At 51.7% G+C, this 24,542-nt stretch carries 19 protein-coding genes and 2 pseudogenes; 13 read left to right on the top strand and 8 right to left on the bottom strand.

The genetic code is table 11. From position 1 onward, the window contains the following. Positions 1 to 74: 74 nt before the first annotated feature. Positions 75 to 1,235: an IS30-like element ISCfr4 family transposase gene (locus IMQ48_RS18760; RefSeq protein WP_000830285.1), complete on the bottom strand. Its 1,161-nt coding sequence runs from the start codon at positions 1,233 to 1,235 to the stop codon at positions 75 to 77. 506 nt (positions 1,236 to 1,741) lie between these two features. Here IMQ48_RS18760 and IMQ48_RS18765 point away from each other — a divergent pair. Together IMQ48_RS18765 and IMQ48_RS18770 are read left to right on the top strand one after the other, a co-directional pair. Then, positions 1,742 to 2,314, top strand: coding sequence for a cytochrome b/b6 domain-containing protein (locus IMQ48_RS18765; RefSeq protein ID WP_001515348.1), 573 nt, complete (start codon positions 1,742 to 1,744; stop codon positions 2,312 to 2,314). A gap of 199 nt (positions 2,315 to 2,513) precedes the next feature. Further along, a complete protein-coding gene (locus tag IMQ48_RS18770; protein WP_000167917.1) occupies positions 2,514 to 3,437 on the top strand; it encodes a cation diffusion facilitator family transporter in 924 nt (307 codons plus the stop codon). Positions 3,438 to 3,602: 165 nt separating this feature from the next. Here IMQ48_RS18770 and IMQ48_RS18775 read toward each other — a convergent pair whose 3' ends face one another. After that, positions 3,603 to 4,841 carry an IS110 family transposase gene (locus tag IMQ48_RS18775; protein WP_145525001.1) on the bottom strand — a complete coding sequence of 413 codons (1,239 nt, stop codon included), beginning with the start codon at positions 4,839 to 4,841 and terminating at the stop codon, positions 3,603 to 3,605. Between the two features lie 229 nt (positions 4,842 to 5,070). Next, a pseudogene (ydfV, locus tag IMQ48_RS23130) lies at positions 5,071 to 5,172 on the bottom strand (protein YdfV); the annotation flags it as partial. A 24-nt stretch (positions 5,173 to 5,196) separates the two neighbouring features. Here ydfV and relB point away from each other — a divergent pair. The 3 genes and pseudogenes from relB to IMQ48_RS18790 form a co-directional block, all read left to right on the top strand. Further along, positions 5,197 to 5,436 carry a type II toxin-antitoxin system antitoxin RelB gene (relB, locus tag IMQ48_RS18780; RefSeq protein ID WP_000534858.1) on the top strand — a complete coding sequence of 80 codons (240 nt, stop codon included), beginning with the start codon at positions 5,197 to 5,199 and terminating at the stop codon, positions 5,434 to 5,436. Then, the gene (relE, locus tag IMQ48_RS18785; RefSeq protein WP_000323025.1) at positions 5,436 to 5,723 is read left to right on the top strand and encodes a type II toxin-antitoxin system mRNA interferase RelE; all 288 of its coding nucleotides are present in this window, start codon (positions 5,436 to 5,438) and stop codon (positions 5,721 to 5,723) included. Before relB ends, relE begins: the two co-directional genes overlap by 1 nt. Before the next feature lie 77 nt (positions 5,724 to 5,800). Then, positions 5,801 to 6,328: pseudogene (locus IMQ48_RS18790) on the top strand (substrate-binding domain-containing protein); the annotation flags it as partial. A gap of 38 nt (positions 6,329 to 6,366) precedes the next feature. Here IMQ48_RS18790 and msrA read toward each other — a convergent pair. Continuing rightward, positions 6,367 to 7,005, bottom strand: a complete 639-nt coding sequence (gene msrA / locus IMQ48_RS18795) for a peptide-methionine (S)-S-oxide reductase MsrA (RefSeq protein ID WP_196210203.1) — start codon at positions 7,003 to 7,005, stop codon at positions 6,367 to 6,369. A 212-nt stretch (positions 7,006 to 7,217) separates the two neighbouring features. On the opposite strand from msrA, the gene tamA reads away from it, so the two are divergent. From tamA to IMQ48_RS18810, 3 genes are read left to right on the top strand one after another with little or no spacing between them, the layout of a single operon-like run. After that, positions 7,218 to 8,951, top strand: a complete 1,734-nt coding sequence (gene tamA, locus IMQ48_RS18800) for an autotransporter assembly complex protein TamA (RefSeq protein WP_196210204.1) — start codon at positions 7,218 to 7,220, stop codon at positions 8,949 to 8,951. Then, positions 8,948 to 12,724 (top strand): autotransporter assembly complex protein TamB, encoded by a 3,777-nt coding sequence (gene tamB, locus IMQ48_RS18805; protein ID WP_196210205.1) that lies wholly within the window; start codon positions 8,948 to 8,950, stop codon positions 12,722 to 12,724. The genes tamA and tamB overlap by 4 nt, the downstream gene beginning before the upstream one ends. A gap of 2 nt (positions 12,725 to 12,726) precedes the next feature. Continuing rightward, complete coding sequence (locus IMQ48_RS18810; RefSeq protein WP_196210206.1) at positions 12,727 to 13,071, top strand: gamma-glutamylcyclotransferase; 345 nt, start codon at positions 12,727 to 12,729, stop codon at positions 13,069 to 13,071. Positions 13,072 to 13,235: 164 nt separating this feature from the next. Here the strand turns inward: IMQ48_RS18810 and IMQ48_RS18815 are convergent, their stop codons facing one another. The 3 genes from IMQ48_RS18815 to ppa all read right to left on the bottom strand — a co-directional run bounded on the left by IMQ48_RS18815 (position 13,236) and on the right by ppa (position 17,131). Then, positions 13,236 to 15,245: a TonB-dependent receptor domain-containing protein gene (locus IMQ48_RS18815; RefSeq protein ID WP_196210207.1), complete on the bottom strand. Its 2,010-nt coding sequence runs from the start codon at positions 15,243 to 15,245 to the stop codon at positions 13,236 to 13,238. Positions 15,246 to 15,328: 83 nt separating this feature from the next. After that, positions 15,329 to 16,399, bottom strand: a complete 1,071-nt coding sequence (locus IMQ48_RS18820) for a YncE family protein (RefSeq protein WP_196210208.1) — start codon at positions 16,397 to 16,399, stop codon at positions 15,329 to 15,331. Positions 16,400 to 16,603: 204 nt separating this feature from the next. Next, a complete protein-coding gene (gene ppa / locus IMQ48_RS18825) occupies positions 16,604 to 17,131 on the bottom strand; it encodes an inorganic diphosphatase (protein ID WP_123651119.1) in 528 nt (175 codons plus the stop codon). A 309-nt stretch (positions 17,132 to 17,440) separates the two neighbouring features. Here ppa and ytfQ point away from each other — a divergent pair, with 309 nt between their 5' ends. The 5 genes from ytfQ (at position 17,441) to IMQ48_RS18850 (ending at position 23,269) form a co-directional block, all read left to right on the top strand. Continuing rightward, the gene (ytfQ, locus tag IMQ48_RS18830; RefSeq protein WP_196210209.1) at positions 17,441 to 18,397 is read left to right on the top strand and encodes a galactofuranose ABC transporter substrate-binding protein YtfQ; all 957 of its coding nucleotides are present in this window, start codon (positions 17,441 to 17,443) and stop codon (positions 18,395 to 18,397) included. A 129-nt stretch (positions 18,398 to 18,526) separates the two neighbouring features. Next, complete coding sequence (ytfR, locus tag IMQ48_RS18835) at positions 18,527 to 20,029, top strand: galactofuranose ABC transporter, ATP-binding protein YtfR (RefSeq protein ID WP_196210210.1); 1,503 nt, start codon at positions 18,527 to 18,529, stop codon at positions 20,027 to 20,029. A gap of 13 nt (positions 20,030 to 20,042) precedes the next feature. Then, entirely contained in the window at positions 20,043 to 21,065 is a 1,023-nt protein-coding gene (ytfT, locus tag IMQ48_RS18840) for a galactofuranose ABC transporter, ATP-binding protein YtfT (protein WP_196210256.1), read from the top strand. Beyond that, positions 21,052 to 22,053, top strand: coding sequence for a galactofuranose ABC transporter, permease protein YjfF (gene yjfF / locus IMQ48_RS18845; RefSeq protein WP_196210211.1), 1,002 nt, complete (start codon positions 21,052 to 21,054; stop codon positions 22,051 to 22,053). Before ytfT ends, yjfF begins: the two co-directional genes overlap by 14 nt. Positions 22,054 to 22,156: 103 nt before the next feature. Continuing rightward, positions 22,157 to 23,269, top strand: coding sequence for a methyl-accepting chemotaxis protein (locus IMQ48_RS18850; RefSeq protein ID WP_196210212.1), 1,113 nt, complete (start codon positions 22,157 to 22,159; stop codon positions 23,267 to 23,269). Positions 23,270 to 23,371: 102 nt separating this feature from the next. Here IMQ48_RS18850 and fbp read toward each other — a convergent pair whose 3' ends face one another. Beyond that, the gene (fbp, locus tag IMQ48_RS18855) at positions 23,372 to 24,370 is read right to left on the bottom strand and encodes a class 1 fructose-bisphosphatase (protein ID WP_196210213.1); all 999 of its coding nucleotides are present in this window, start codon (positions 24,368 to 24,370) and stop codon (positions 23,372 to 23,374) included. Positions 24,371 to 24,542 lie beyond the last annotated feature (172 nt).

Consider the following 24,542-nt stretch of genomic DNA (forward strand, 5'->3'; position numbering starts at 1 on the left):
GGCCGTCTGAGCGGTACGCGTAATGCGGCGTTATGGTAAATAGCCTATGCTAATGTCCGCTAAGAGCTGTGAGTTCAACTGATGGACGCAACACACTTATTGAACCGTTCTGCGGGTGATTCATAGTCTAGCGTTTTTCTCGGCCTTTCGTTGAGCTGTCTGGCAACACTGTTAAGTCTTTGCTGGCTGTGAACCGATAAGTCAGTTCCTTTTGGAAAATATTGTCTGAGCAATCTGTTCGTATTTTCATTTGAGCCACGTTGCCAGGGGGATTGAGGATCGCAGAAGTAAACCTGAATATCTGTGGCTACAGTAAACCGGGTGTGGCTGGTCATTTCAGCGCCCCGGTCCCAGGTTAATGTTTTATAAAGTTCAGCAGGTAATTCCCGGGCTTGTCTGATGAGTGCAGATATAACCGTTATGGTCTTGTTGTCTCTGATCTTCGCCAGCATAACAAAACGGGAATGACGTTCTACGAGGGTGATTATATAGGAGTTTTTCGAGCCCTGAATCAAGTCACCTTCCCAGTGACCTGGAATGGCTCTGTCAGCCGCCTCTGGTGGCCTTTCGCTGATAGGTATCGTGTTCGGGATTGACCCTAATCCTTTCCCTTTAAGCGATGACGTTCTGGATCTACGCACTGCTCTTCCGCTTCTGAGGCATTGCTGCAGCTCTTTTTTTAATGCTCCCCGGGTTTGTATAAAAAGCGTTTTATAAATCGTTTCGTGTGACACATGCATTTCCTGATTATCCGGATAACAACGTTTCAGCCAACCGGCGATCTGTTCCGGCGACCAGTCCTGATGCATCTTCTCTGCAATGATTTTACACAATGCGGGGCTTTCAATTAGCTTGCACGGTTTTGGTCTCAGCGCATTTTCCCACGCAGTAGCATCGGCTTTTGCTGCTCGGTATTGTTTTGCACCACTGTGCCTCCTGACCTCGCGGCTAATCGTTGAGGGCGCTCTTGATAATTTGGCGGCGATGTCCCTGATGCTGAGTTTTGCTACCAGCCCTCTGGATATCTCCTCTCTTTCATCAAGCGAAAGCGCTAATCGGTGCCGTTTTCGCACGGGAGGACGGTAGCCGCCTGTCTGGTGGATAGTGGGCATAATGGAAGAATGATATCTGTCGAACATTCTGGCGATATCATGTAGAGAATCACCTTGCTTATATCTGTCCCAGATAATTGCCTTCTGCTCTGGCGTGTAGTTAATCCGAGTTCTTCGTTTCATGACAACGTCCCCCTTGATTAAGGATAGCGTTGCATCGACCCATTGAACTCACAGCGAGAAGCGGACATTGCAGACTGCCCAGTAGAAAAAGTGCTATCAGAATTATCTAAAGGAAGATCGTATTTACCATGTCTCATTCTAACTGTTTAATAAATTACAAAAATTAAAATTTCCATTTAATATCATCGCGTTAAGCAAGAGAATTAAACCTCTCATTTAATTTATGATTCTTATTTAATTCATGAGTTGGTGTAAAAATAGGTTGCCGCACTATAGAAAGACACATATTTAAACCCAGCAGGAAATCATATTTGAAAGTAATGTGTTTAAGGGGCTGCGTAACAAGAACAGCAAGTAAACACATAGTAATAACAGTTACCATTCCCATTTCGCAAGTGGCCATATCAGAGGTGAACTAATGCCTGCTGCAATTTTAAGAATTAAGGTTATCCTAATAATTCTTTTGTATGATTAAGATCATCGATAAATTTACTAAGGACTCATTAATGAAATTGCGACTCTGGAATCTATTACCCCATGATTACGCTCCTTTTTTTCGTATTCTTCACATCATTGTGGCATTTCTAATATTATCACAAATTATTAACTCTAATCTGACAGAGACCGAAGCAATTGGTGAACATAGTCTTGAAGGAGTTATAACCTGGATGCACATTATTTCAGGGTTAGGACTGATTATTTGTGGTTTTATTATGTTAAGTTGGATGCTTACTCAAAGAGGTTTTACTTATTATTTTTCATGGGTAGGGCTTGACTTTAGTGGTATTAAGCAAGATATAAAAACGTTGACTAGTTTCCGACTGCCCGATGCACATTCGGGAGGTATTGCCAGTACAATCCAAGGATTTGGAGTTCTAGCATTGCTAATTGTAGCACTTTCAGGTGGCCTATGGTTCTTGTTGAATACCATGCAGTCAAATCTGGCTGAAACAGTAATCCACTGGCATAAGTTCTTTACTACTTTCATTGAGGTCTATTTTTATGCACATGGTGCAATGGGAGTTTTGCATATTTTAATTGAAAAATATAAAAGCCGCTCAGTTAACCTAAGTGACTAATCTGTTGTGAGATAATATTACTTCAAGTTGAAGAAAACCCTAAAAATAAAATTTAGTTTACTAGAAGATGAAACAGCACTTGCAGAGACTTTTTAATTAAATTTAATAAAAACGAAAAAATATTCATGGCGAAATGATTGTTTAATTATCTATCATGGATAGAAATGTGAGTTAGTCGTCCTATTTTAGGAAGTTAATAATGACTAAAACAAAAGGGTTACCTCGTCCGCTGACGCACTACGCTTGGCTTTCCATTGCCACGGCTATTGCCACTATCGGACTCAAAGGTGTGGCGTGGAAAATGACCGGTTCGGTCGGTCTGCTATCTGATGCCATCGAATCCGTAGTTAACCTCGCAGGAGCCCTAATGGCGCTCTGGATGCTGACCTTGGCTGCGCTTCCGGCCGATGAGAACCATGCATATGGGCACGGCAAAGCCGAATATTTCTCGAGTGCTTTCGAAGGATTTCTGATCCTATTGGCGGCAGCCAGTATCGCCTATACCGCAGTTGAGCGGATGTTAACTCCACAGCCGCTTGAGGAGATTGGTCTCGGATTACTGGTTTCAACAGTCGCATCAATCCTTAATTTTGTGACGGCTCGCATTTTGTTAAGGGCTGGCAGGCAGCACAACTCTATCACTCTTGAGGCAGATGCTCATCACCTGCTGACCGATGTCTGGACGTCGGTCGGTGTCATTTTTGGTGTCGGACTGGTTTATCTGACCGGCTGGTTTTGGGTCGATCCGATCGTTGCATTGCTGGTCGCAGCCAACATCGTTTGGACTGGTTATCAGCTTATGAGTCGTTCAGCTGCAGGTCTGATGGACGTATCGCTACCCACGGAAGAACTCAAAAAAATCGAGTCACTGCTGGCAGGATATCGTGAACAGGGGCTTGATTTCCATGCACTACGTACACGCCAGGCTGGCGGGCGGGCGTTTATGACAATGCACATCCTAGTTCCTGGGCGATGGACTGTTCAATATGGGCACGACTGGGCCGAGCGTATAGAGAATGATATCCGCACCGCACTGCCTTTTATCCATATCACCACTCATGTGGAACCGTTGGAAGATCCCGCGTCAATGAACGACCAAACGCTCGACATTTCTGATCACTAAACTAACCACATGTCGCTGGTCGGGCAGGGTAACAAACCTCGCTCTACAAAAATTTCAGGTATTCTCTATAATTCTGAGGGTACTTGATGTGACCTGCGCCCAATTGTTGGGCACGCAATATTTTTAAAAAGTCCGCTTCACGCCCTGAGACATTCGACAAGCTTTTTATGGCTTCAGTAAGGGCGACTTTCGCGCTTCCAGTGCCAGCAAGTATTTCGCTTCGTCGTACCGGGTTCTGGTCTTCCAGCAGCGGTAAATTATCCTTATCCATTTGAATGCCAGAGCCCGGATCGCTGACTGATGAGATTTTCCTTTTTCTCGCAGCCCCTGATAATACAGCTTGGCCCAGTATGAGGAGTTTACCGTCTTAGCAGCCCATTCCACGAACGTCTGTCGAACGAATTTGGCACATTGCCAACGCCAGTGTACCCAGGATTTTTGACCACTTCGCTCGGTTACTGGTGCGATGCCAGCGTAGTTTTGAATTTCTTCTGCGCTATTGAAGCGGTCGCGGTTATCACCCAGTGCGGCAAGCATCCGTGGGCCCATACACGGTCCCATTCCAGGGAGTGATTTGAACAGTTCTGCATCCGGAAGCGTATCGAATAAGGATTCAATACGTTCGTCGTAGGTTCTGATTAGGTCGCCTGCCAGTTTGATTTGGGATGCAAGTGCTGTTGCCATCAATGCATTTGCCTCGATGACAGTTTTATCTGTGGTCAGGGGAATAGCGCTGGCAATACTTGCAACCCGCTGTTCGGTATATGCAACAGCAGGACCACCTTTAGCGTTCATAAAATGACGGACAGTATCGCTGCGAGCCCGTTTGAGTTGTTGCAGGCTCGGCCAGCGAATGATTAGCTCGCAGAACAGTGAGCTGTCCCGATGGGAGAACCATTCCAGGGGCTGGGGGTAATACTGCTTAAGCGTGTTGATGAGCCGATTAACAAAGCGACGCTTGTCTTCGACCAGCAGTCGGCGCTGCTCAACTAATTGCTGGAGTAATCGGATATCCGGATTGTCGGCTTCAATGGCTTTTATCTTGTGGGGATAACGTAGCATCAGGTCTAATGCCAGTTCAGCATCCTGCGGATCATCCTTCGCACCGCTGGGCCAGAAAGCCTGTCGGTAGCGGGCCAGTGACAAGGCGTGTATTGGAAAAACAGTGACAAATGGGTACTTCTGGAGGGCATACACCACCGGGCCTTTCTTCAGCTCAACGGCAATAGCAATCCTACCTTTCACCCTCTGGTGTAACTCATTGAGCCAGATATCAAGCGCCTCAGGCGTATGTTCAATCACATGGAATATGCGATCACCGTTTTTAAACTGAACGCAGACATCATGTTTTTTATCCGCCCAGTCCAGACCAACATGAGCAGCAAACTGATCTTTCGCAGTCATCACCAACTCCTTTTATCGGGGATTGGTATGCATTCCACGCTCTTCGAAAGAAATATAGTCAGCAGTTTTTCTGCATGCCCTGAGTATTCGTTAGCGAACGTGGAGCACTTACTGGCTCGAAAGCAAAGCGGCAATCATTAAATCACATGATTCTGGCACAATATTCGTAACCAATAAGCGCATACCCTGAATCACTTAAAAGTGTAACTCTCAGGGTGTGAATGACTATATCTGGCACAAAGCGGACAGTGATCACCGTTCTTACGACTACTTTCTGACTTACTTCGTGACTTGCCCTAAGCATGTTGTAGTGCGATACTTGTAATGACATTTGTAATTACAAGGGGTGTAAGACATGGGTAGCATTAACCTACGTATTGACGATGAACTTAAAGCGCGTTCTTACGCCGCGCTTGAAAAAATGGGCGTAACTCCTTCTGAAGCGCTTCGTCTCATGCTCGAGTATATCGCTGACAATGAACGCTTGCCGTTCAAACAGACACTCCTGAGTGATGAAGATGCTGAACTTGTGGAGATAGTGAAAGAACGACTTCGTAATCCTAAGCCAGTACGTGTGACGCTGGATGAACTCTGATGGCGTATTTTCTGGATTTTGACGAGCGGGCACTAAAGGAATGGCGAAAGCTGGGCTCGACGGTACGTGAACAGTTGAAAAAGAAGCTGGTTGAAGTACTTGAGTCACCCCGGATTGAAGCAAACAAGCTCCGTGGTATGCCTGATTGTTACAAGATTAAGCTCCGGTCTTCAGGCTATCGCCTTGTATACCAGGTTATAGACGAGAAAGTTGTCGTTTTCGTGATTTCTGTTGGGAAAAGAGAACGCTCGGAAGTATATAGCGAGGCGGTCAAACGCATTCTCTGAACCAAAGCATGACATCTCTGTTTCGCACCGATGGTGACACTTCTGCTTTGCGTTGACACCAGGCGGTACAGTATCTTTTTGAACAGGGGCATCGGCGTATTCTCCACGTGACCAGTCTGCGGCGTGAAACCTTGTACTGGCGGCTGGAAGGCATAAAGGAGATCTATCGACAGTATCAGGTTCCCTTTGATGCCAGACGCGATCTGCTGGTGACGGAAGGATTTTCTGAGCCTGAGGCGATACAGGCGATTGGAGACCGGCTACGTGAGCTGCCGCAGAGTGAATGGCCGGAAGTGATTTTTTGTGCCGGGGCATCGATGTCCAGCGGTGTTCGCCGAGTGCTGGAAGAGTTGGGAGTACGCATTCCCGATGATATCTCGCTGATGACCACGGACGTCAAAGAACTGGACGGCCATGTGGTTTCTGCTGTCACTAGTATTACCATTCCCTGTCGGGCATTAGGCGTAGAAGCGGTGCATTTGCTGCAAAACCGCCTCAATCGCCCCTCTGCACCGGTGTTTAATCTGCTGCTCAAGGGCAAAGTGACGGAAAGGGGAACCGTCGCCAATGCCACGCGCCATGCCGCGCTGGCGCGGGAACAATAGCTTGCCCGATAAGCGCAGCGCTATCGGGCAACAACAGATTAATTCTGTGGCGGCAGGCATACGCCAATGCCGCCAATGCCACAATATCCATAAGGGTTTTTATGCAGATATTGTTGGTGATCGTCCTCGGCATAATAGAACGGCGTGGCGGTATTAATCTCTGTCGTGATGTGGCGGTCATCGCCCGCAGCGGTCATCGCCGCCTGAAAACGCGCGAGGCTGGCATCTGCTGCACTCTTTTGCTCCGGCGTGAGCGGATAAATAGCCGAACGATACTGCGTGCCCTGGTCATTGCCCTGACGCATGCCTTGCGCCGGGTCGTGACTCTCCCAGAACACCTGCAGCAGTTGCTCGTAGCTGATAACATGCGGATCATAAACGATACGCACCGCTTCGGCATGGCCCGTTTCGCCGGAACAGACTTCCCGATAGGTTGGGTTGGGCGTGTAGCCTCCGGTGTAGCCCGCGGCAGTGCTGTAAACACCGGGCAAAGACCAGAATAAACGCTCCACGCCCCAGAAACAGCCCATGGCGAACAGGGCGATTTCCATTCCTTCGGGCACGTTGGTCATTGAATGTTGATTAACCGCATGCAGCGTTGCCACGGGCATCGGGGTATTGCGTCCAGGTAGAGCATCCGTTTGAGAAACAAGATGCTTTTTATCAAATAAACTCATGGCCGTTCTCCCGAAATCAGTCATTTGGGTTAAGGTTGTAACCAGACGCGTCTTTGCCCACAATAATTGACGTGAATGCGTCTAGAGTTAAACATAAGAAATATTTGGGTTGTCGTCTGTTTTTCAACTCTTATTGTTGATTTTTTGTTAAGCCGAGGAACGGCAAAGTATTTTTTTCCAGGGGTGGGAAAAAAGGATATTCAGGAGAAAATGTGCCACATATCCGTCAGTTGTGTTGGGTGGGGCTGCTGTGCTTAAGCGGCTCGGCCGTCGCCGCAAATGTTCGCTTACAGGTCGAAGGATTATCAGGACCGCTGGAGAAAAACGTCCGTGCGCAGTTGTCCACGATTCAAAGTGATGAAGTCACACCGGACCGACGTTTTCGTGCGCGCGTTGACGATGCCATTCGCGAAGGGTTAAAAGCGCTGGGCTATTTTGAGCCGACCATTGATTTTGAACTGCGTCCGCCGCCGGCGAAGGGACGTCAGGTGCTGATCGCCAAAGTCACGCCCGGTGAGCCAGTGTTGATTGGCGGAACCGACGTTATTTTACGCGGCGGGGCACGCACCGACCGCGATTATCTGGATTTGCTGAAAACGCGTCCGGCAATTGGCACGGTCCTTAATCAAGGGGACTATGACAGCTTCAAAAAGTCATTAACCAGCGTGGCGCTGCGCAAAGGCTACTTCGACAGCGAATTTAATAAAAGCCAACTGGGGATTGCGCTCGATCGTCGCCAGGCATTCTGGGATATCGATTACAACAGCGGCGAGCGTTATCGCTTTGGTCATGTCACCTTCGAAGGCTCGCAAATTCGCGATGAGTACCTGCAAAACCTGGTGCCGTTCAAAGAGGGTAAAGAGTACGAATCCAAAGACCTGGCGGAGCTGAACCGTCGTCTCTCGGCAACCGGCTGGTTTAATTCTGTCGTTGTGGCGCCTGAGTTCGACAAAGCCCGTGAAACCAAAGTATTGCCGCTGAAAGGCGTGGTTTCACCACGTACGGAAAACACCATTGAAACTGGGGTGGGTTATTCAACCGACGTCGGGCCACGGTTAAAAACTACGTGGAAAAAGCCGTGGATGAACTCCTACGGCCACAGTCTGACCACCAGTGCCAGCATTTCCGCACCTGAACAGGTCCTTGATTTCAGCTATAAAATGCCGCTGTTAAAGAACCCGCTGGAGCAGTATTACCTGGTGCAGGGGGGCTTTAAGCGCACTGATTTAAATGACACCGAGCAGGACTCAACCACGTTGGCCGTCTCCCGCTACTGGGACCTCTCCAGCGGCTGGCAGCGTGCGATTAACCTGCGCTGGAGTCTCGACCACTTTACCCAGGGTAACGTCACCAACACCACCATGCTGCTGTATCCGGGCGTAATGATCAGCCGGACGCGCTCCCGTGGCGGCCTGATGCCCGTCTGGGGCGATTCCCAACGCTATTCCATTGATTACTCCAACACCGCCTGGGGCTCTGACGTCGACTTCTCCGTCTTTCAGGCACAAAACGTCTGGATCCGTACGCTGTATGACAGCCATCGATTTGTCATGCGCGGCAACCTCGGCTGGATTGAAACTGGTGACTTCGACAAAGTGCCGCCGGACCTGCGTTTCTTCGCCGGGGGCGATCGCAGTATTCGTGGTTACAAATACAAATCGATTTCGCCTGAAGGGAGTGATGGCAAGCTGAAAGGTGCCTCCAAGCTGGCGACCGGTTCGCTGGAATACCAGTACAACGTGACCGGTAAATGGTGGGGGGCGATGTTTGTGGATAGCGGTGAAGCGGTGAGCGATATCCGCCGAAGCGACTTCAAAACCGGTGCCGGGGTTGGCGTTCGCTGGCAGTCGCCGGTGGGCCCCATCAAGCTCGATTTTGCCGTTCCTGTCGGCGACAAAGATGAACATGGTTTACAGTTTTACATCGGTCTGGGGCCTGAATTATGAGTTTATGGAAGAAGATAAGCCTCGGCGTACTGATTTTTATCCTGCTGTTGTTGGGCACCGTGGCGTTCCTGGTGGGCACCAAAACGGGCCTGCATCTGCTGTTCAATGCGGCTAATCGCTGGGTTCCGGGGCTGGAAATTGGTCAGGTTACCGGTGGCTGGCGGGATCTGTCGCTAAAAAATATCCGCTACGATCAACCAGGCGTGGCGGTGAATGCCGGTGAAGTGCATCTGGCCGTTGGACTCAACTGCCTGTGGGACAGCAGCTTGTGCGTCAACGATCTGTCGCTGAAAGACATCAACGTGGCGATCGACAGCAAAAAGATGCCGCCCTCAGCGCCGGTTGAGGAAGAAGACAGCGGTCCGTTAAACCTTTCCACGCCTTACCCGATCACGCTTTCCCGCGTGTCGCTTAACAACATCAATATCAAAATTGATGACACCACGGTGTCAGTGCTGGATTTTACCTCCGGACTTAACTGGCAGGAAAAAACGCTGACCCTGGAGCCCACATCATTACAGGGGTTGTTGATTGCCCTGCCAAAAGTGGCGGACGTGGCGCAGGAAGAGGTGGTGGAACCGAAGATCCAAAACCCGCAGCCGGATGAAAAACCGCTGGGCGAAACGCTGAAAGACCTGTTCTCAAAGCCTGTTTTACCGGAAATGACCGACGTTCATCTGCCGCTGAATCTCAATATCGAAGAATTTCGTGGTGAGCAGCTGCGTGTGACCGGAGATACCGATTTAACGGTGCACAGCATGTTGCTGAAGGTCAGCAGCATTGACGGCAACATGAAGCTCGATGCGCTGGATATCGACTCCAGCCAGGGATTGGTGAATGCCAGCGGTACGGCACAACTCACCGACACATGGCCGGTTGATATTACCCTCAACAGCACGCTCAACATCGACCCGTTAAAAGGCGAAAAGGTGAAGCTGAAGATTGGCGGGGCGCTGCGTGAGCAACTGGAAGTCGGCGTGAATCTGTCCGGCCCGGTGGATATGGATCTGCGTGCGCAGACGCGTCTGGCGGAGGCAGGATTACCGCTCAACCTGGAAGTGGTCAGCAAGCAGATTTACTGGCCGTTTACCGGCGATAAGCAGTTCCAGGCCGATGACATCAAGCTCAAACTGACCGGCAAGATGACCGACTATACGCTCTCGATGTACGCCGCTGTGAAAGGCCAGGATATTCCTCCGGCGACCATCACGCTGGATGCCAAAGGCAACGAGCAGCAGATCAACCTCGACAAACTCAGCGTCGCGGCGCTGGAAGGTAAAACCGAGCTGAAAGCGCTGGTGGACTGGCAGCAAGCTATTAGCTGGCGCGGGGAGCTGACGCTGGATGGCATCAATACGGCGAAAGAGGTGCCGGACTGGCCATCAAAACTCAATGGTTTGATTAAAACCCGCGGCAGCCTGTACGGCGGAAGCTGGCAGATGGAAGTTCCGGAGCTGAAGCTGAGCGGTAACGTGAAGCAGAACAAGGTCAATGTGAACGGCTCGCTGAAGGGCAACAGCTACCTGCAGTGGACCATCCCCGGCCTGCATCTGGAACTGGGGCGCAATAGCGCAGAGGTGAAAGGTGAACTGGGAGTAAAAGATCTCAACCTCGACGCGACGATTGATGCCCCAAGTCTGGATAACGCGCTGCCGGGGCTGGGCGGAACGGCAAAGGGGCTGGTCAAGGTGCGTGGCACGGTAGAGGCACCGCAGTTGCTGGCGGATATCACCGCCCGTGGTTTGCGTTGGCAGGAACTGTCCGTGGCCCAGGTGCGTGTTGAAGGTGACGTGAAATCGGCAGAACAGATTGCCGGTAACCTCAACGTGCGTGTTGAGCGGATTGTGCAACCTGACGTAAATATCAATCTGGTTACGCTGAACGCCAAAGGAAGCGAAAAGCAGCATGAGCTGCAACTGCGCATCCAGGGTGAGCCGGTCTCCGGACAGCTGGACCTGGCCGGGAGCTTTGATCGCAAAGAGCAGCGCTGGAAAGGGGCATTGAGCAACACCCGCTTCCAGACGCCGGTCGGCCCGTGGTCCCTGAATCGCGCCATTGCGCTGGATTACCGCAATCAGGAACAGAAAATCAGCATCGGGCCGCACTGCTGGAACAACCCGAATGCGGAGTTGTGCGTGCCGCAGACGATTGATGCCGGGGCGGAAGGCCGCGCAGTAGTGAACCTTAACCGTTTCGATCTGGCGATGCTGAAACCGTTTATGCCGGATACCACCCAGGCCAGCGGTGTGTTCACGGGTAAAGCCGATGTGAGCTGGGACACTACCAAAGAAGGGTTGCCGCAGGGACAAGTAACGCTGAATGGACGCAATGTGAAAGTGACGCAAAGCGTGAACGATGCCCCGCTGCCGGTGGCGTTTGACACGCTGAATCTCACCGCCGACCTGCACAACAACCGGGCCGAACTGGGCTGGCTAATCCGCCTGACCAATAACGGTCAGTTTGATGGCCAGGTACAGATAAGCGACCCGCAAGGACGACGTAATCTGGGTGGTAACGTCAATATCCGTAATTTCAATCTGGCGATGGTGAACCCCATCTTCTCGCGTGGCGAAAAAGCGGCGGGGATGCTAAACGCCAACCTGCGCCTCGGTGGTGACCTGCAAAGTCCACAATTGCTCGGCCAGTTGCAACTCAGTGGCCTGGACGTTGACGGCAACTTTATGCCGTTCGACATGCAACCCAGCCAGTTGGCCGTTAACTTCACCGGTACCCGTTCAACGCTTGCGGGCAGGGTAAACACGCAGCAGGGACAGATTAACATCAGCGGTGATGCCGACTGGAGTCAGCAAGATAACTGGCGGGCGCGTATCGCGGCCAAAGGCAGCCGGGTACGCATCACCGTGCCGCCAATGGTGCGCCTGGATGTGTCGCCGGATGTGGAATTTGAAGCCACGCCGAATCTGTTTACCCTGAATGGTAATGTTGATGTGCCGTGGGCACGTATTGTGGTGCACGACCTGCCGGAAAGCGCGGTGGGGGTCTCCAGCGATATGGTGATGCTCAATAACGATCTGCAGCCGGAGAAGCCGCAGAGCGCCGGTATTCCGATCAACAGCAACCTGAATATCCACGTCGGCAACAACGTGCGTATCGATGCTTTTGGTCTGAAAGCGCGTTTGACGGGTGATCTAAAAGTGGCACAGGATAAGCAGGGGCTGGGCCTCAACGGGCAGATTAATATCCCAAGCGGTCGCTTCCATGCCTATGGCCAGGACTTGATTGTCCGTAAAGGCGAGCTGTTGTTCTCCGGTCCACCGGATCAGCCACTGCTCAATATCGAGGCTATTCGTAACCCCGATGCAACAGAAGACGACGTGATCGCCGGTGTTCGCGTAACGGGTACGGCAGATGAACCGAAAGCGGAAATCTTCTCCGACCCGGCGATGTCACAGCAAATGGCACTCTCTTATCTGCTGCGCGGGCAAGGGCTCGACAGCGAACAGAGCGATAGTGCGGCAATGACGTCTATGCTTATTGGCTTAGGGGTTGCGCAAAGTGGTCAGGTTGTGGGTAAAATCGGGGAGACGTTTGGCGTAAGCAATCTGGCACTGGACACGCAAGGGGTGGGTGACTCATCCCAGGTGGTTGTCAGTGGATATGTATTACCAGGTCTGCAGGTGAAATATGGTGTGGGTATATTTGACTCTTTAGCGACACTCACGCTACGTTATCGTCTGATGCCTAAGCTATATCTGGAAGCCGTGTCTGGCGTCGATCAGGCACTTGATCTGCTCTATCAGTTCGAGTTTTAGCAATGCGAATATTTGTTTATGGTAGTTTACGCACGAAGCAAGGTAACAGTCACTGGATGACCAACGCCCTGTTGCTGGGTAATTTCAGTATCGATAACTACCAACTGTACAGCCTGGGCCACTATCCAGGCGCGGTTCCGGGAAACGGAACGGTACACGGGGAAGTTTATCGTATTGATAACGCCACGCTGGCGGAGCTCGATGCGCTGCGCTCGCGCGGCGGTGAGTATGCACGCCAGTTAATTCAGACGCCTTACGGAAGTGCATGGATGTATGTATATCAACGTCCGGTCGATGGGTTAAAGCTGATTGAAAGCGGTAACTGGTTAGACCGGGATAAGTACTAACATATACCTGATGGATTTCGAGTTGCATCAAGGCAGCGACGCAGAGAATCCCCAGTCACGTACATCAGTACGTGACTGGGGTAAGCGAGGAAAGCCAACGCAGAGGCAGTTTGAAAGACGACAGGTATAACACGCCACCCTCGGGTGGCGTTGTTTTTTAGGATTTAGAACTCCACTCGCGCGCCGAGGTTATAGCGGCGTCCTTCCACCTGCGCGGACTCACTCCATGCGGTCGTGAGTTTCGGATCCTCATCCAGCACGTTGTAGATCCCTGCCATCAACTGTGTGTGCTTGTTGAGTCTATAGCGTACGCCCACGTCCACCATGGTGTAGTCATCATACTTGTTGTTATTACCGCTGTTGCGGTTGCTGCTGCGATAGTTCACAGTGCTCCACACGTCGAGGCTTTGCGTCGCGGCCCAGTTCAGCGACAGGTTCGCCATATGACGTGGGTAATCGTTCAGCGCGTAGCCTTTGTTGACGCCGCTTTTCTGCTCGCTGTGGTTCCAGGTGTAGTTGGCATTGGCTTTGACGTCGGCGCTAATCTGCCAGTCAGCATTGAGCTCGACGCCGTACACATCGGCCTCGCTGACGTTAAAGTATTTACTCACCGAGTCGGCGTTGTAGCCATTGACTGAACACTGGTTGGTTGCCGTGGTTTCACAAATGGTTTGTTCCGCAATCTTGTCTTTAAATTGCGTATAGAAAACGGTGCCATCGAGCGACAGCACATCGCCTGTCCAGTACAGACCCAACTCGGAGTTAACGCTTTTCTCCGGTTTTAAATCGTCATTGCCCACCGTCAGGAAGGGATAGGGCACGGTTGAACCGTAAGGGGTGACGAAGTCGCTGGAGGTGGCCCGTAGCTCCGGTTTCTTATACCCGGCGGAGACGCCGCCTTTCAGCGCCCAGTCCTCGCTAAATGCCCAGTTGCCATACATTTTCGGCGTAATATGTGTACCAAAGTTATCGTCCTGGTCCATACGTGCTGAGGTGGTCAGGATAAAATCGTCGATGCTCCAGCCGTCTTCCACGAATAATGCCCAACCGTTGCGGCTGATTTTGGTGACGGGATCTGAGCCTGGCAGCGTTTTGTTGGCGACATCAAACCGGTCGTTTAACTCTTCGCGGGTGAAGTTCGCCCCGACGGTCAGCTTATGGGTGTCGAGCGTGAAGGTGGTTTGCGAATTGGCGACGTAGTTTTCCATCTGTACATACTGCGGTGACTGCCCGTCATAAACGTATTTTGAGCGGCCTTTTTCGTAGTTAATGTAGTTGGTTGTCGCGATAGTATCGTCTGCATACCAGCCGGTATGGGTCAGGGTAGCGGCGTTACGATCATACAACCATGACCACGGTGCACCGCGTTTCTGGGTGCGGTTTTTCTCTTGCTCACCGGTGACAACGTTGAGGTCGAAGAGGTTATTTTCGCTGGCGGCCAGACCTAACGTCATATCCACGGATTTGCGGTTATGTTTGCCGAAGTAATTATTGCGATCGTCATCGCGGCGGTCGAGCCAGTCGGCAGCCACGCTTAGCCCCAGAACATCGGGAATGATTGGCCCCATGGTGAACAGATTCATCTGACTGGTATTGCCGAGATACTGATGTTCCTGAAGCCAGGTATTGGCGGCAATTGCCGTCGTCCAGTCTTTCGTCCCGTACGGTTTTTTGGTGATGACGTTGACCACGCCGCCGATGGCGTCTGAGCCGTACAGCGACGACATTGGTCCGCGAATGACCTCGATGCGCTCAATGGCCTCCATCGGCGGTAAGAAGTTAGCTTCGGTGCCGATGTCGTGCCCATACGGGCGCGACTGGCCGGTATTTTGTTTGACGCTGTTCACCATGAAAGCGGTATAGGACGGGTCCATGCCGCGGATCATAATACTGCCGGCATTCATCCCGCTGCTGTTCGACACCGAGACGCCGGGAATATTTTTAATCGCTTCACCTACGCTGCGGTCTGGCTGAATATCCAGCGTTTTACGGTCGATAACTGAAATAGTTGCCGGGGCTTCACGCTTTTGCTGCGAGAAACCGGACGCCGTAATCACCATTTCATCTTCGCTATTGCGTGAGGTTTCCGTTAATTCTTCGGCCTGCGCGGGAAAAATAACCCCGCCTGAGAATGCAACGATCCCTGTCAGCGTAATAAGTTGACGCGTTTTCATAATCTAAGACACCTGAAAAGTAAAAATAAAAACGTCACCTTGCCGCGCAACATGGCGGCAAGGTGCAAAATAGTTTTTGATTATTAGTATTTAGACAAATCGATTTTCAGCACGTAGTCGGGCTTGACGCCAATCATTTTTTCCGGCTGCTTTATGCTGACATACAAGGTGTTAGCGTCCGGTGAAAGCGCCAAACTGTTAGGTAAGGCATTGGTTTCAATGCTGTGTTTTACCTGATAGGTGTTGCTGTCGACAATGCTGACCTGTTTGGCATTGCGGTGCGTAATATAGACTTCCTGACGCTTCTCGTTATAGAGAACGGCCAGTGAATTAATGACCTTAATCGGCGTAATAACTTTTCCGGTATTAATATCTACAACCAGAACATCGGCTAAATCAGGATCGGTCAGGAATGCGCGATTATTTTTGCTATCAAGGGCGATATTCAGGAAGAAATGTTTTTTGGCATGCTCAACGGCAAAACGGTTAATTATTTTATGGCTGGTGGTGTCCAGTACAATCAGCTCGTTTCTGCCATTTACCACGTACAGGCGATCGTTTTTTGCATCAATCGCCATGCCTGTCGGGTATTCGCCCATATTTTCAAGGGTGGCGATTTTCTCACGCTTTTGCGTATCTACCACCCAGACAATGCCTTTTTCAGCCACGCCGGAAACATACAGACGGTGGTGTTGCTTATCGAGCACCATTTCACGCGTATGGATGATTTCCTTCGGGTTGCTGGCGTCGCTTAGCTGTAGTATCGCCAATTCTTTGCCGCTGCGGGTATCGATAATTGTCACTGAACCTTCCAGCGTATTACCGACATACAGCACCTGATTTTCTTCATCCAGCGCGGTAGCAAACGCCCGGCGGCTGGTTTCGATGACTTCGGTGGTGGTGAGTTTCTCCAGATCGAGTTTGTAGATAATCCCGCGGGTTTTGTCTTTATCAAACGACGGAGAAGAGGCGGCAAAAAGCGCCTTTTGCTGGCCATCAACCGCCAGCTCATACACCCCGTTACCGACATCGCGGGTCAGAAAATCTTTCTCAGACAGCGTCTTTGCCGCACCGGGCAGGCTGGTAAATAACAACGTAGTGGCGAGGGCCACGGCGGAATAGTGTTTCAGGGACTTCACAGTGTGGAGGTTCATTGACGTTTATTCACATTTATTTACGTGTTGCGAATGATAATGAGATCTAATCTCATTCGCAAATAAGTTGAGCAAAATGTGACTACCCAATCTGGTAGGTCAAAATAAAAACAGCGGGGCGCGGGAAAACAAAGGAAGGAAAATTAAGAAGTAAAAACCCTTACTGGCCAGCGGTGGCGTTCAGGGTTTTGAGCTCAGGCGAACTTACTTCTTCGCACGCTCGAAGGAAGCAATGATTTCAGCTTTAGCGGCTTCAGCGTTGTCCCAGCCGTCAACTTTCACCCATTTGCCCGCTTCGAGATCTTTGTAGTGCTCGAAGAAGTGAGTGATCTGCGCTTTCAGCAGGTCCGGCAGGTCGTTCACATCTTTGATGTGATCGTATTCTTTGCTCAGCTTGGTGTGCGGTACCGCAACCAGTTTCGCATCTTCACCGGATTCGTCGGTCATTTTCAGTACGCCAACCGGACGGCAGCGGATCACTGAACCTGGCTCCAGCGGGTACGGAGTTGGGACCAGAACGTCAACCGGATCGCCATCCAGAGACAGGGTGTGGTTGATGTAACCGTAGTTGCACGGATAGAACATCGCAGTGGACATGAAGCGGTCAACGAACAGGGCGCCGCTCTCTTTGTCAACTTCGTATTTGATCGGATCTGCGTTGGCAGGGATCTCGATAACAACGTAGATATCTTCCGGCAGATCTTTACCGGCAGGGACGTTGAGTAAGCTCATGTCTGTTTCCTTTAAATATGCTATGGCAAACAAGTGGCGGGTATTATAGCCAACTCGCGCTGAATGTCTCCGCTTGTTTTCGATTTCCCTCCTTGGATTTTGGCCTTTTTCCTCTGCGCTGATGACAGAAAAATCCATAACTTCAGCTGCATTTTTCATAGGGTAATGAAAGCGATTACAAAGTTGTGATTAACGTTTTATTTACTTTTTTGAAGTGTGATGTAACGCAATCCGTTACATGCTCGATTGTCTATAGTTTTTTCGCGACTGTTTATTAATCAACAATAATCACCCTACGAGGACGCACTTATGTGGAAGCGCTTACTTTTAGTCACAGCAGTTTCGGCAGCCATGTCATCTATGGCGATGGCAGCCCCTTTAACCGTAGGATTTTCGCAGGTCGGGTCTGAATCCGGCTGGCGTGCAGCAGAAACCAACGTGGCAAAAAGCGAGGCCGAGAAGCGGGGCATTACGCTGAAAATCGCTGACGGCCAGCAAAAACAGGAAAACCAGATTAAAGCGGTACGTTCATTCGTCGCCCAGGGCGTTGATGCCATTTTCATTGCACCGGTGGTGGCAACGGGTTGGGAGCCGGTATTAAAAGAAGCAAAAGATGCCGAGATTCCGGTCTTTTTGCTCGATCGTTCCATCGATGTCAAAGACAAATCTCTCTATATGACCACCGTGACGGCCGACAACGTGCTGGAGGGCAAATTGATCGGCGACTGGCTGATTAAACAAGTGGACGGCAAGCCGTGTAACGTCGTTGAGCTGCAAGGGACCGTCGGCGCCAGCGTGGCGATCGATCGTAAAAAAGGCTTTGCTGAAGCCATTGCCAATGCGCCAAATATCAAAATTATTCGCTCCCAGTCCGGCGACTTCACCCGCAGTAAAGGCAAAGAAGTCATGGAGAGCTTTATTAAAGCGGAAAACAACGGCAAGAACATCTGCATGGTTTATGCCCATAACGATGACATGGTGATCGGGGCTATCCAGGCAATCAAAGAAGCAGGCCTGAAGCCGGGCAAAGATATTCTGACCGGCTCTATCGACGGTGTGCCGGATATCTACAAAGCGATGATTGACGGCGAAGCCAACGCCAGCGTCGAGTTGACGCCGAACATGGCCGGTCCAGCTTTTGATGCGCTGGAGAAATTCAAAAAAGACGGCACCATGCCTGAGAAGTTGACCATTACCAAATCTATCCTCTATCTGCCGGATACCGCGAAAGAAGAGTTAGAGAAGAAGAAAAACATGGGCTACTAATTTTCACAGAGCATAACCCGTAGGCCTGATAAGCGCAGCGCCATCAGGCGTTGAGATGCCGGATGGCGACGCAAATGCGTCTTATCCGGCCTACATCCAGACCGGTTTAAACAATACCGGAGGAATGCCATGACCACCGACCAACATCAGGAAATCCTTCGTACCGAAGGATTAAGCAAATTTTTTCCTGGCGTCAAAGCGCTGGATAACGTGGATTTCAGTCTGCGCCGCGGTGAGATTATGGCGCTGCTCGGTGAAAACGGGGCCGGGAAATCGACGCTGATCAAAGCACTGACTGGCGTTTACCATGCCGATCGCGGCACCATCTGGCTTGAAGGCCAGGCTATCTCACCCAAAAATACCGCCCATGCCCAGCAACTGGGGATTGGCACCGTGTATCAGGAAGTGAACCTGCTGCCCAATATGTCGGTGGCAGATAATCTGTTTATTGGCCGCGAGCCGCGACGTTTTGGCCTGCTGCAGCGTAAGCAAATGGAAAAGCGTGCTACGGAGCTGATGGCCTCCTACGGTTTTTCCCTTGATGTACGCGAGCCGTTAAACCGTTTTTCGGTGGCGATGCAGCAAATCGTCGCCATTTGCCGGGCTATCGATCTGTCGGCGAAAGTGTTGATCCTTGACGAACCCACCGCCAGCCTGGATACCCAGGAAGTCGACATGCTGTTCGGTCTGATGCGCCATCTGCGTGATCGCGGCGTCAGCCTGATCTTCGTCACCCATTTTCTCGATCAGGTCTATCAAGTCAGCGATCGGATCACCGTCCTGCGTAACGGCGGCTTTGTTGGCTGTCGCGAAACCCGTGACCTGCCGCAGATCGAACTGGTGAAGATGATGCTCGGTCGGGAACTGGATACCCACGCGTTACAGCGCGCAGGCCGTACTTTGCTGAGTGATAAACCTGTGGCCGCTTTCAGCAACTTTGGCAAAAAAGGCACGATCGCACCATTCGATCTGCAGGTCCGTCCCGGTGAGATTGTCGGCCTGGCGGGGTTGCTGGGATCGGGACGTACAGAAACGGCAGAAGTGATCTTTGGTATTAAACCCGCTGACAGCGGCAGTGCGCTAATCAAAGGCAAACCGCAGACCCTGCGATCGCCGCATCAAGCCTCATGTCTGGGGATCGGCTTCTGCCCGGAGGATCGCAAAACGGACGGCATTATTGCTGCCGCCTCGGTGCGGGAAAATATCATCCTGGCCCTGCAAGCGCAGCGAGGCTGGCTGCGGCCGATTTCGCGCAAAGAGCAAAATGAAATTGCCGAGCGTTTTATTCGCCAGTTGGGTATACGAACCCCCAACGCCGAACAGCCGATCGAATTTCTCTCCGGCGGCAATCAGCAAAAAGTTCTGCTGTCGCGCTGGCTGCTGACCAAACCGCAGTTCTTGATCCTCGATGAACCCACGCGTGGGATCGACGTCGGGGCGCACGCCGAGATCATCCGCCTGATCGAAACACTGTGCGCCGACGGCCTGGCGCTGTTGGTGATCTCCTCTGAACTGGAAGAACTGGTGGGTTACGCCGATCGGGTCATTATTATGCGCGATCGCAAACAGGTGGCCGAGATCCCACTGGCTGAACTGTCCGTACCGGCGATCATGAACGCCATTGCGGCCTAAGGAGACTGTTGTGATGCCTCAATCTCTCCCTCAATCCAACCCCGTGAAGCGACGGTTTCGCTGGCCGAAGGGCATGCCGCAACTGGTGGCGCTGCTGCTGGTGCTGCTGGTTGACAGCCTGGTGGCCCCGCATTTTTATCAGGTGATTTTGCAGGATGGCCGCTTGTTCGGTAGCCCGATTGATATTCTCAACCGTGCCGCGCCCGTGGCGCTACTGGCGATTGGTATGACGCTGGTGATTGCCACCGGCGGTATCGACCTTTCCGTTGGCGCGGTGATGGCCATTGCGGGGGCTACTACCGCCGCGATGACGGTTGCCGGGCACAGCCTCCCGGTGGTCCTGCTTGCGGCGTTAGGCTCCGGTATCCTGGCTGGATTGTGGAACGGGATTTTGGTAGCCATCCTCAAGATCCAACCGTTTGTTGCCACGCTGATCCTGATGGTGGCCGGGCGCGGGGTGGCGCAGTTGATCACCTCCGGGCAGATCGTCACGTTTAACTCGCCCGATCTGTCATGGTTCGGTAGCGGATCGCTGTTGCTGTTCCCGACGCCGGTGATCATCGCCCTGCTGACGCTGGTGGCCTTTTGGCTGCTGACGCGTAAAACGGCGCTGGGCATGTTCATTGAGGCGGTCGGCATCAACATTCGGGCGGCGAAAAATGCCGGGGTGAATACCCGCGTCATCGTGATGCTCACCTATGTGCTGAGCGGTCTGTGCGCGGCCATCGCCGGAATTATCGTCACGGCGGATATTCGCGGGGCCGATGCCAACAATGCCGGGTTATGGCTGGAATTAGATGCCATTCTGGCGGTAGTTATCGGCGGCGGTTCGCTGATGGGCGGGCGGTTTAACCTGTTGCTGTCGGTAGTGGGGGCGTTGATTATTCAGGGCATGAATACCGGGATTTTACTGTCTGGCTTCCAGCCGGAGTTGAACCAGGTGGTCAAAGCTGTGGTAGTGCTGTGCGTGCTGATCGTCCAGTCACAACGCTTTATCAGCCTGATAAAAGGAGTGCGTGGTCATGATAAAACGTAACTTACCGCTGATGATCACCCTCGGCGTCTTTGTGCTGGGCTACCTCTATTGCCTGACGCAGTTCCCGGCCTTTGCCTCGACGCGCGTGATCTGCAATATCCTGACCGACAACGCCTTTTTAGGCATTATCGCCGTGGGTATGACCTTCGTGATCCTCTCTGGCGGCATCGATCTTTCCGTTGGTTCGGTGATTGCCTTTACCGGCGTCTTTCTGGCAAAAGCCATTGGTTACTGGGGTATTTCTCCGCTGCTGGCGTTCCCGCTGGTTCTGGCGATGGGCTGCGCGTTTGGCGCCTTTATGGGGTTACTGATTGATGCCCTGAAGATCCCGGCGTTTATTATTACGCTGGCGGGAATGTTCTTCCTGCGCGGCGTCAGCTATCTGGTCTCCGAAGAGTCTATCCCGATCAACCACCCGATTTATGACACGCTCTCCAGCCTTGCCTGGAAGATCCCCGGCGGGGGGCGTCTGAGCGCTATGGGACTGTTGATGCTGGGCGTAGTGGTGATCGGTATCTTCCTTGCGCACCGTACGCGCTTTGGTAATCAGGTGTATGCCATTGGCGGTAGCGCGACGTCAGCCAATCTGATGGGGATCTCAACCCGTAGTACGACAATTCGCATCTATATGCTCTCTACCGGGTTGGCGACGCTGGCTGGGATTGTCTTCTCCATTTATACCCAGGCCGGTTATGCGCTGGCAGGCGTCGGCGTAGAACTGGATGCCATTGCCTCGGTGGTGATTGGCGGCACGTTGTTGAGCGGCGGGGTGGGCACGGTACTGGGCACGCTGTTTGGCGTGGCGATCCAGGGACTGATCCAGACCTACATTAATTTTGATGGCACATTAAGTTCCTGGTGGACGAAGATCGCGATTGGCATTTTATTGTTTATTTTTATTGCCTTACAACGCGGTTTGACTGTGTTGTGGGAAAACCGTCAAAGCTCGCCAGTGACCAGAGTGAGTACGACGGTAATGCCAAAGTAACGTGCTGATTTTTCACAAAACATCTAAATACCTAAACTTTTTCCGGTTGTAGTCGATAGGTTCTTTACAGGTCTGTTTTAATCCTACAACCGGAAATATAACAATGCCAAAATCCCTTTCAATTCGATCAAGTTTGTTGGTGTTATTGTCTCTGCTGACGTTCCTTCTATTGCTGACCGGAGGTATGGGGCTATACGCTTCTACCAGAATCATTACTTCATTGATTTACCACGGTATTATGAGCGCTGCGATGGTGGTTTCTATCATATTGCTGGCAGTTATTTGGTTTATGCTGCGAAATAAGTTTCTCAAACCGCTGGATAACATTGTGGAGCAACTGGAACGCCTGGCAACGGGGGATTTGTCGCTGGTTACGGCGCTGTCGGCCAGCGCCGAATTCAACCGCCTGAACGTGGCGATGGATGAAATGCGCCATGCACTAGGAGATTCAGTGCAACGCGTACGCGATGCCAGTTCGCAAATTGACATCGGCAGTCGCGAACTGACGGCCGGGAACCAGCATCTGGCGCAGCGCACTGAATCGACAGCCACTTCGTTGGAGCAAACTGCAGCCAGCATGGAAGAACTGACGGCGACCGTGAAACAGAATGCGCAAAACGCAGAACAGGCACACCAGTTGGCAAAATCGGTGTCGGACACGGCCGATCGTGGCAGCGAGATGGTGTGTTATGTGATCGAGAAAATGCGCGATATTTCCGGCAGTTCCAGCCGAATCGCCGACATCCTCAGCGTGATTGACGGTATTGCTTTCCAGACCAATATCCTGGCGCTCAACGCTTCTGTTGAAGCGGCACGTGCTGGTGAGCAAGGGCGGGGTTTTGCGGTCGTCGCGGGGGAAGTACGTAATCTGGCCAGCCGCAGCGCCGAAGCGGCAAAAGAAATCCGCACGTTAATCAGCGATTCACACACACACGTGGGGGAAGGTAGTGAGCTGGCGCAGCAGGCGGGAGAAACCATGGACGAGATTGCCAATGAAGTGATGCGCATGACCAAACTGATGCGTGAAATCGCCAGTGCGTCGCAGGAACAGAGTCGTGGTATTGAGCAGGTGAATATTGCGGTGATTCAGATGGATGAAACGGCGCAGCAAAATGCGGCGCTGGTACAACAGTCTTCAGCGGCCACCCGCTCGCTGGAAGAGCAGTCACATGCGCTGCTCGAAGCAATGGCCGCATTTAAGCTACAGACAACGTAACCGAACGTAGGCCTGATAAGGCGAAGCCGCCATCAGGCAATAAATTGCCGGATGGCAACGCTGCGCTTTTTATCCGGCCTACGTCCGAGCGATCAATGATGATTACGCGTCCGGGAACTCACGGATTAAACGTTCGACGTCTTCAACCATATGGTCGTTACCGACGAAGAACGAACGGCGCTGGTGCAGGCTCTCCGGGATGATATCCAGAATACGGTTTTTACCGTCGCTCGCCTTGCCGCCCGCTTGTTCGGCCAGCAGGGCCATTGGATTGCATTCGTACAGCAGACGCAGTTTCCCATCCGGGTGGCTGGCGGTGCTCGGGTACAGATAGATCCCGCCTTTCAACAGATTGCGGTGGAAATCCGCCACCAAAGAGCCAATGTAGCGCGAGGTGTACGGGCGCTGAGTGGTTTTATCTTCTTCCTGGCAGAATTTAATGTATTTCTTCACGCCATTTGGGAATTTGATGTAGTTGCCTTCGTTGATGGAGTAAGTGCTACCTTTGGCCGGGAAGCGCATGCGCTCCTGGCTGAGGCAAAACACGCCCAGTGAAGGATCGTAGGTGAACGCATGTACGCCGCAGCCGGTGGTGTATACCAGCATGGTGGATGAGCCGTAGACGACGTAGCCTGCAGCAACCTGCTTGTTGCCCGGTTGCAGGAAATCCTCTTCCGTTACCGGCGTACCGACAGGGGTGACACGGCGATAAATCGAGAAGATTGTGCCGACAGAGACGTTAACATCGATGTTCGATGAACCATCCAGTGGATCCATGAGTACAACGTATTTTGCGTGTTCACAGCCTTCGAAGACGACGATTTCATCTTCTTCTTCAGAGGCAATGCCCGCCACAATATCGCGTGCCTTCAGTGCAGCTTTCAGTTTTTCGTTTGCGAACAGATCGAGCTTCTGCTGAACCTCTCCCTGTACGTTCTCAGCACCGCTGGCACCCAGGATATCGACCAGACCGGCCTTGTTGATATCGCGGTGGATGATCTTGGCGCCCAGCTTTATTGCCGATAACAAAGCAGTCAGCTCACCAGTAGCATGAGAGAACTCGTGCTGCTTTTCGACAATAAATTCACCTAACGTTTTCATAACACTTTCCCTGCAAATTGTATGGAGTAAAGCGACCGCCATAATCTTAACAAATATTTCAGACCTCGCGCTTAGGTGAATCGCGCCAGCAAACTGCGGATTATCCTGAAATGCGTTTCTCAGTTGCCTGACATATGCGTAAAATGGCCCCCAGATTAAAAAAGGATAGTGA

This window comes from Citrobacter sp. Res13-Sevr-PEB04-36, from assembly GCF_015672735.1.
Taxonomy (GTDB): Bacteria; Pseudomonadota; Gammaproteobacteria; order Enterobacterales; family Enterobacteriaceae; genus Citrobacter.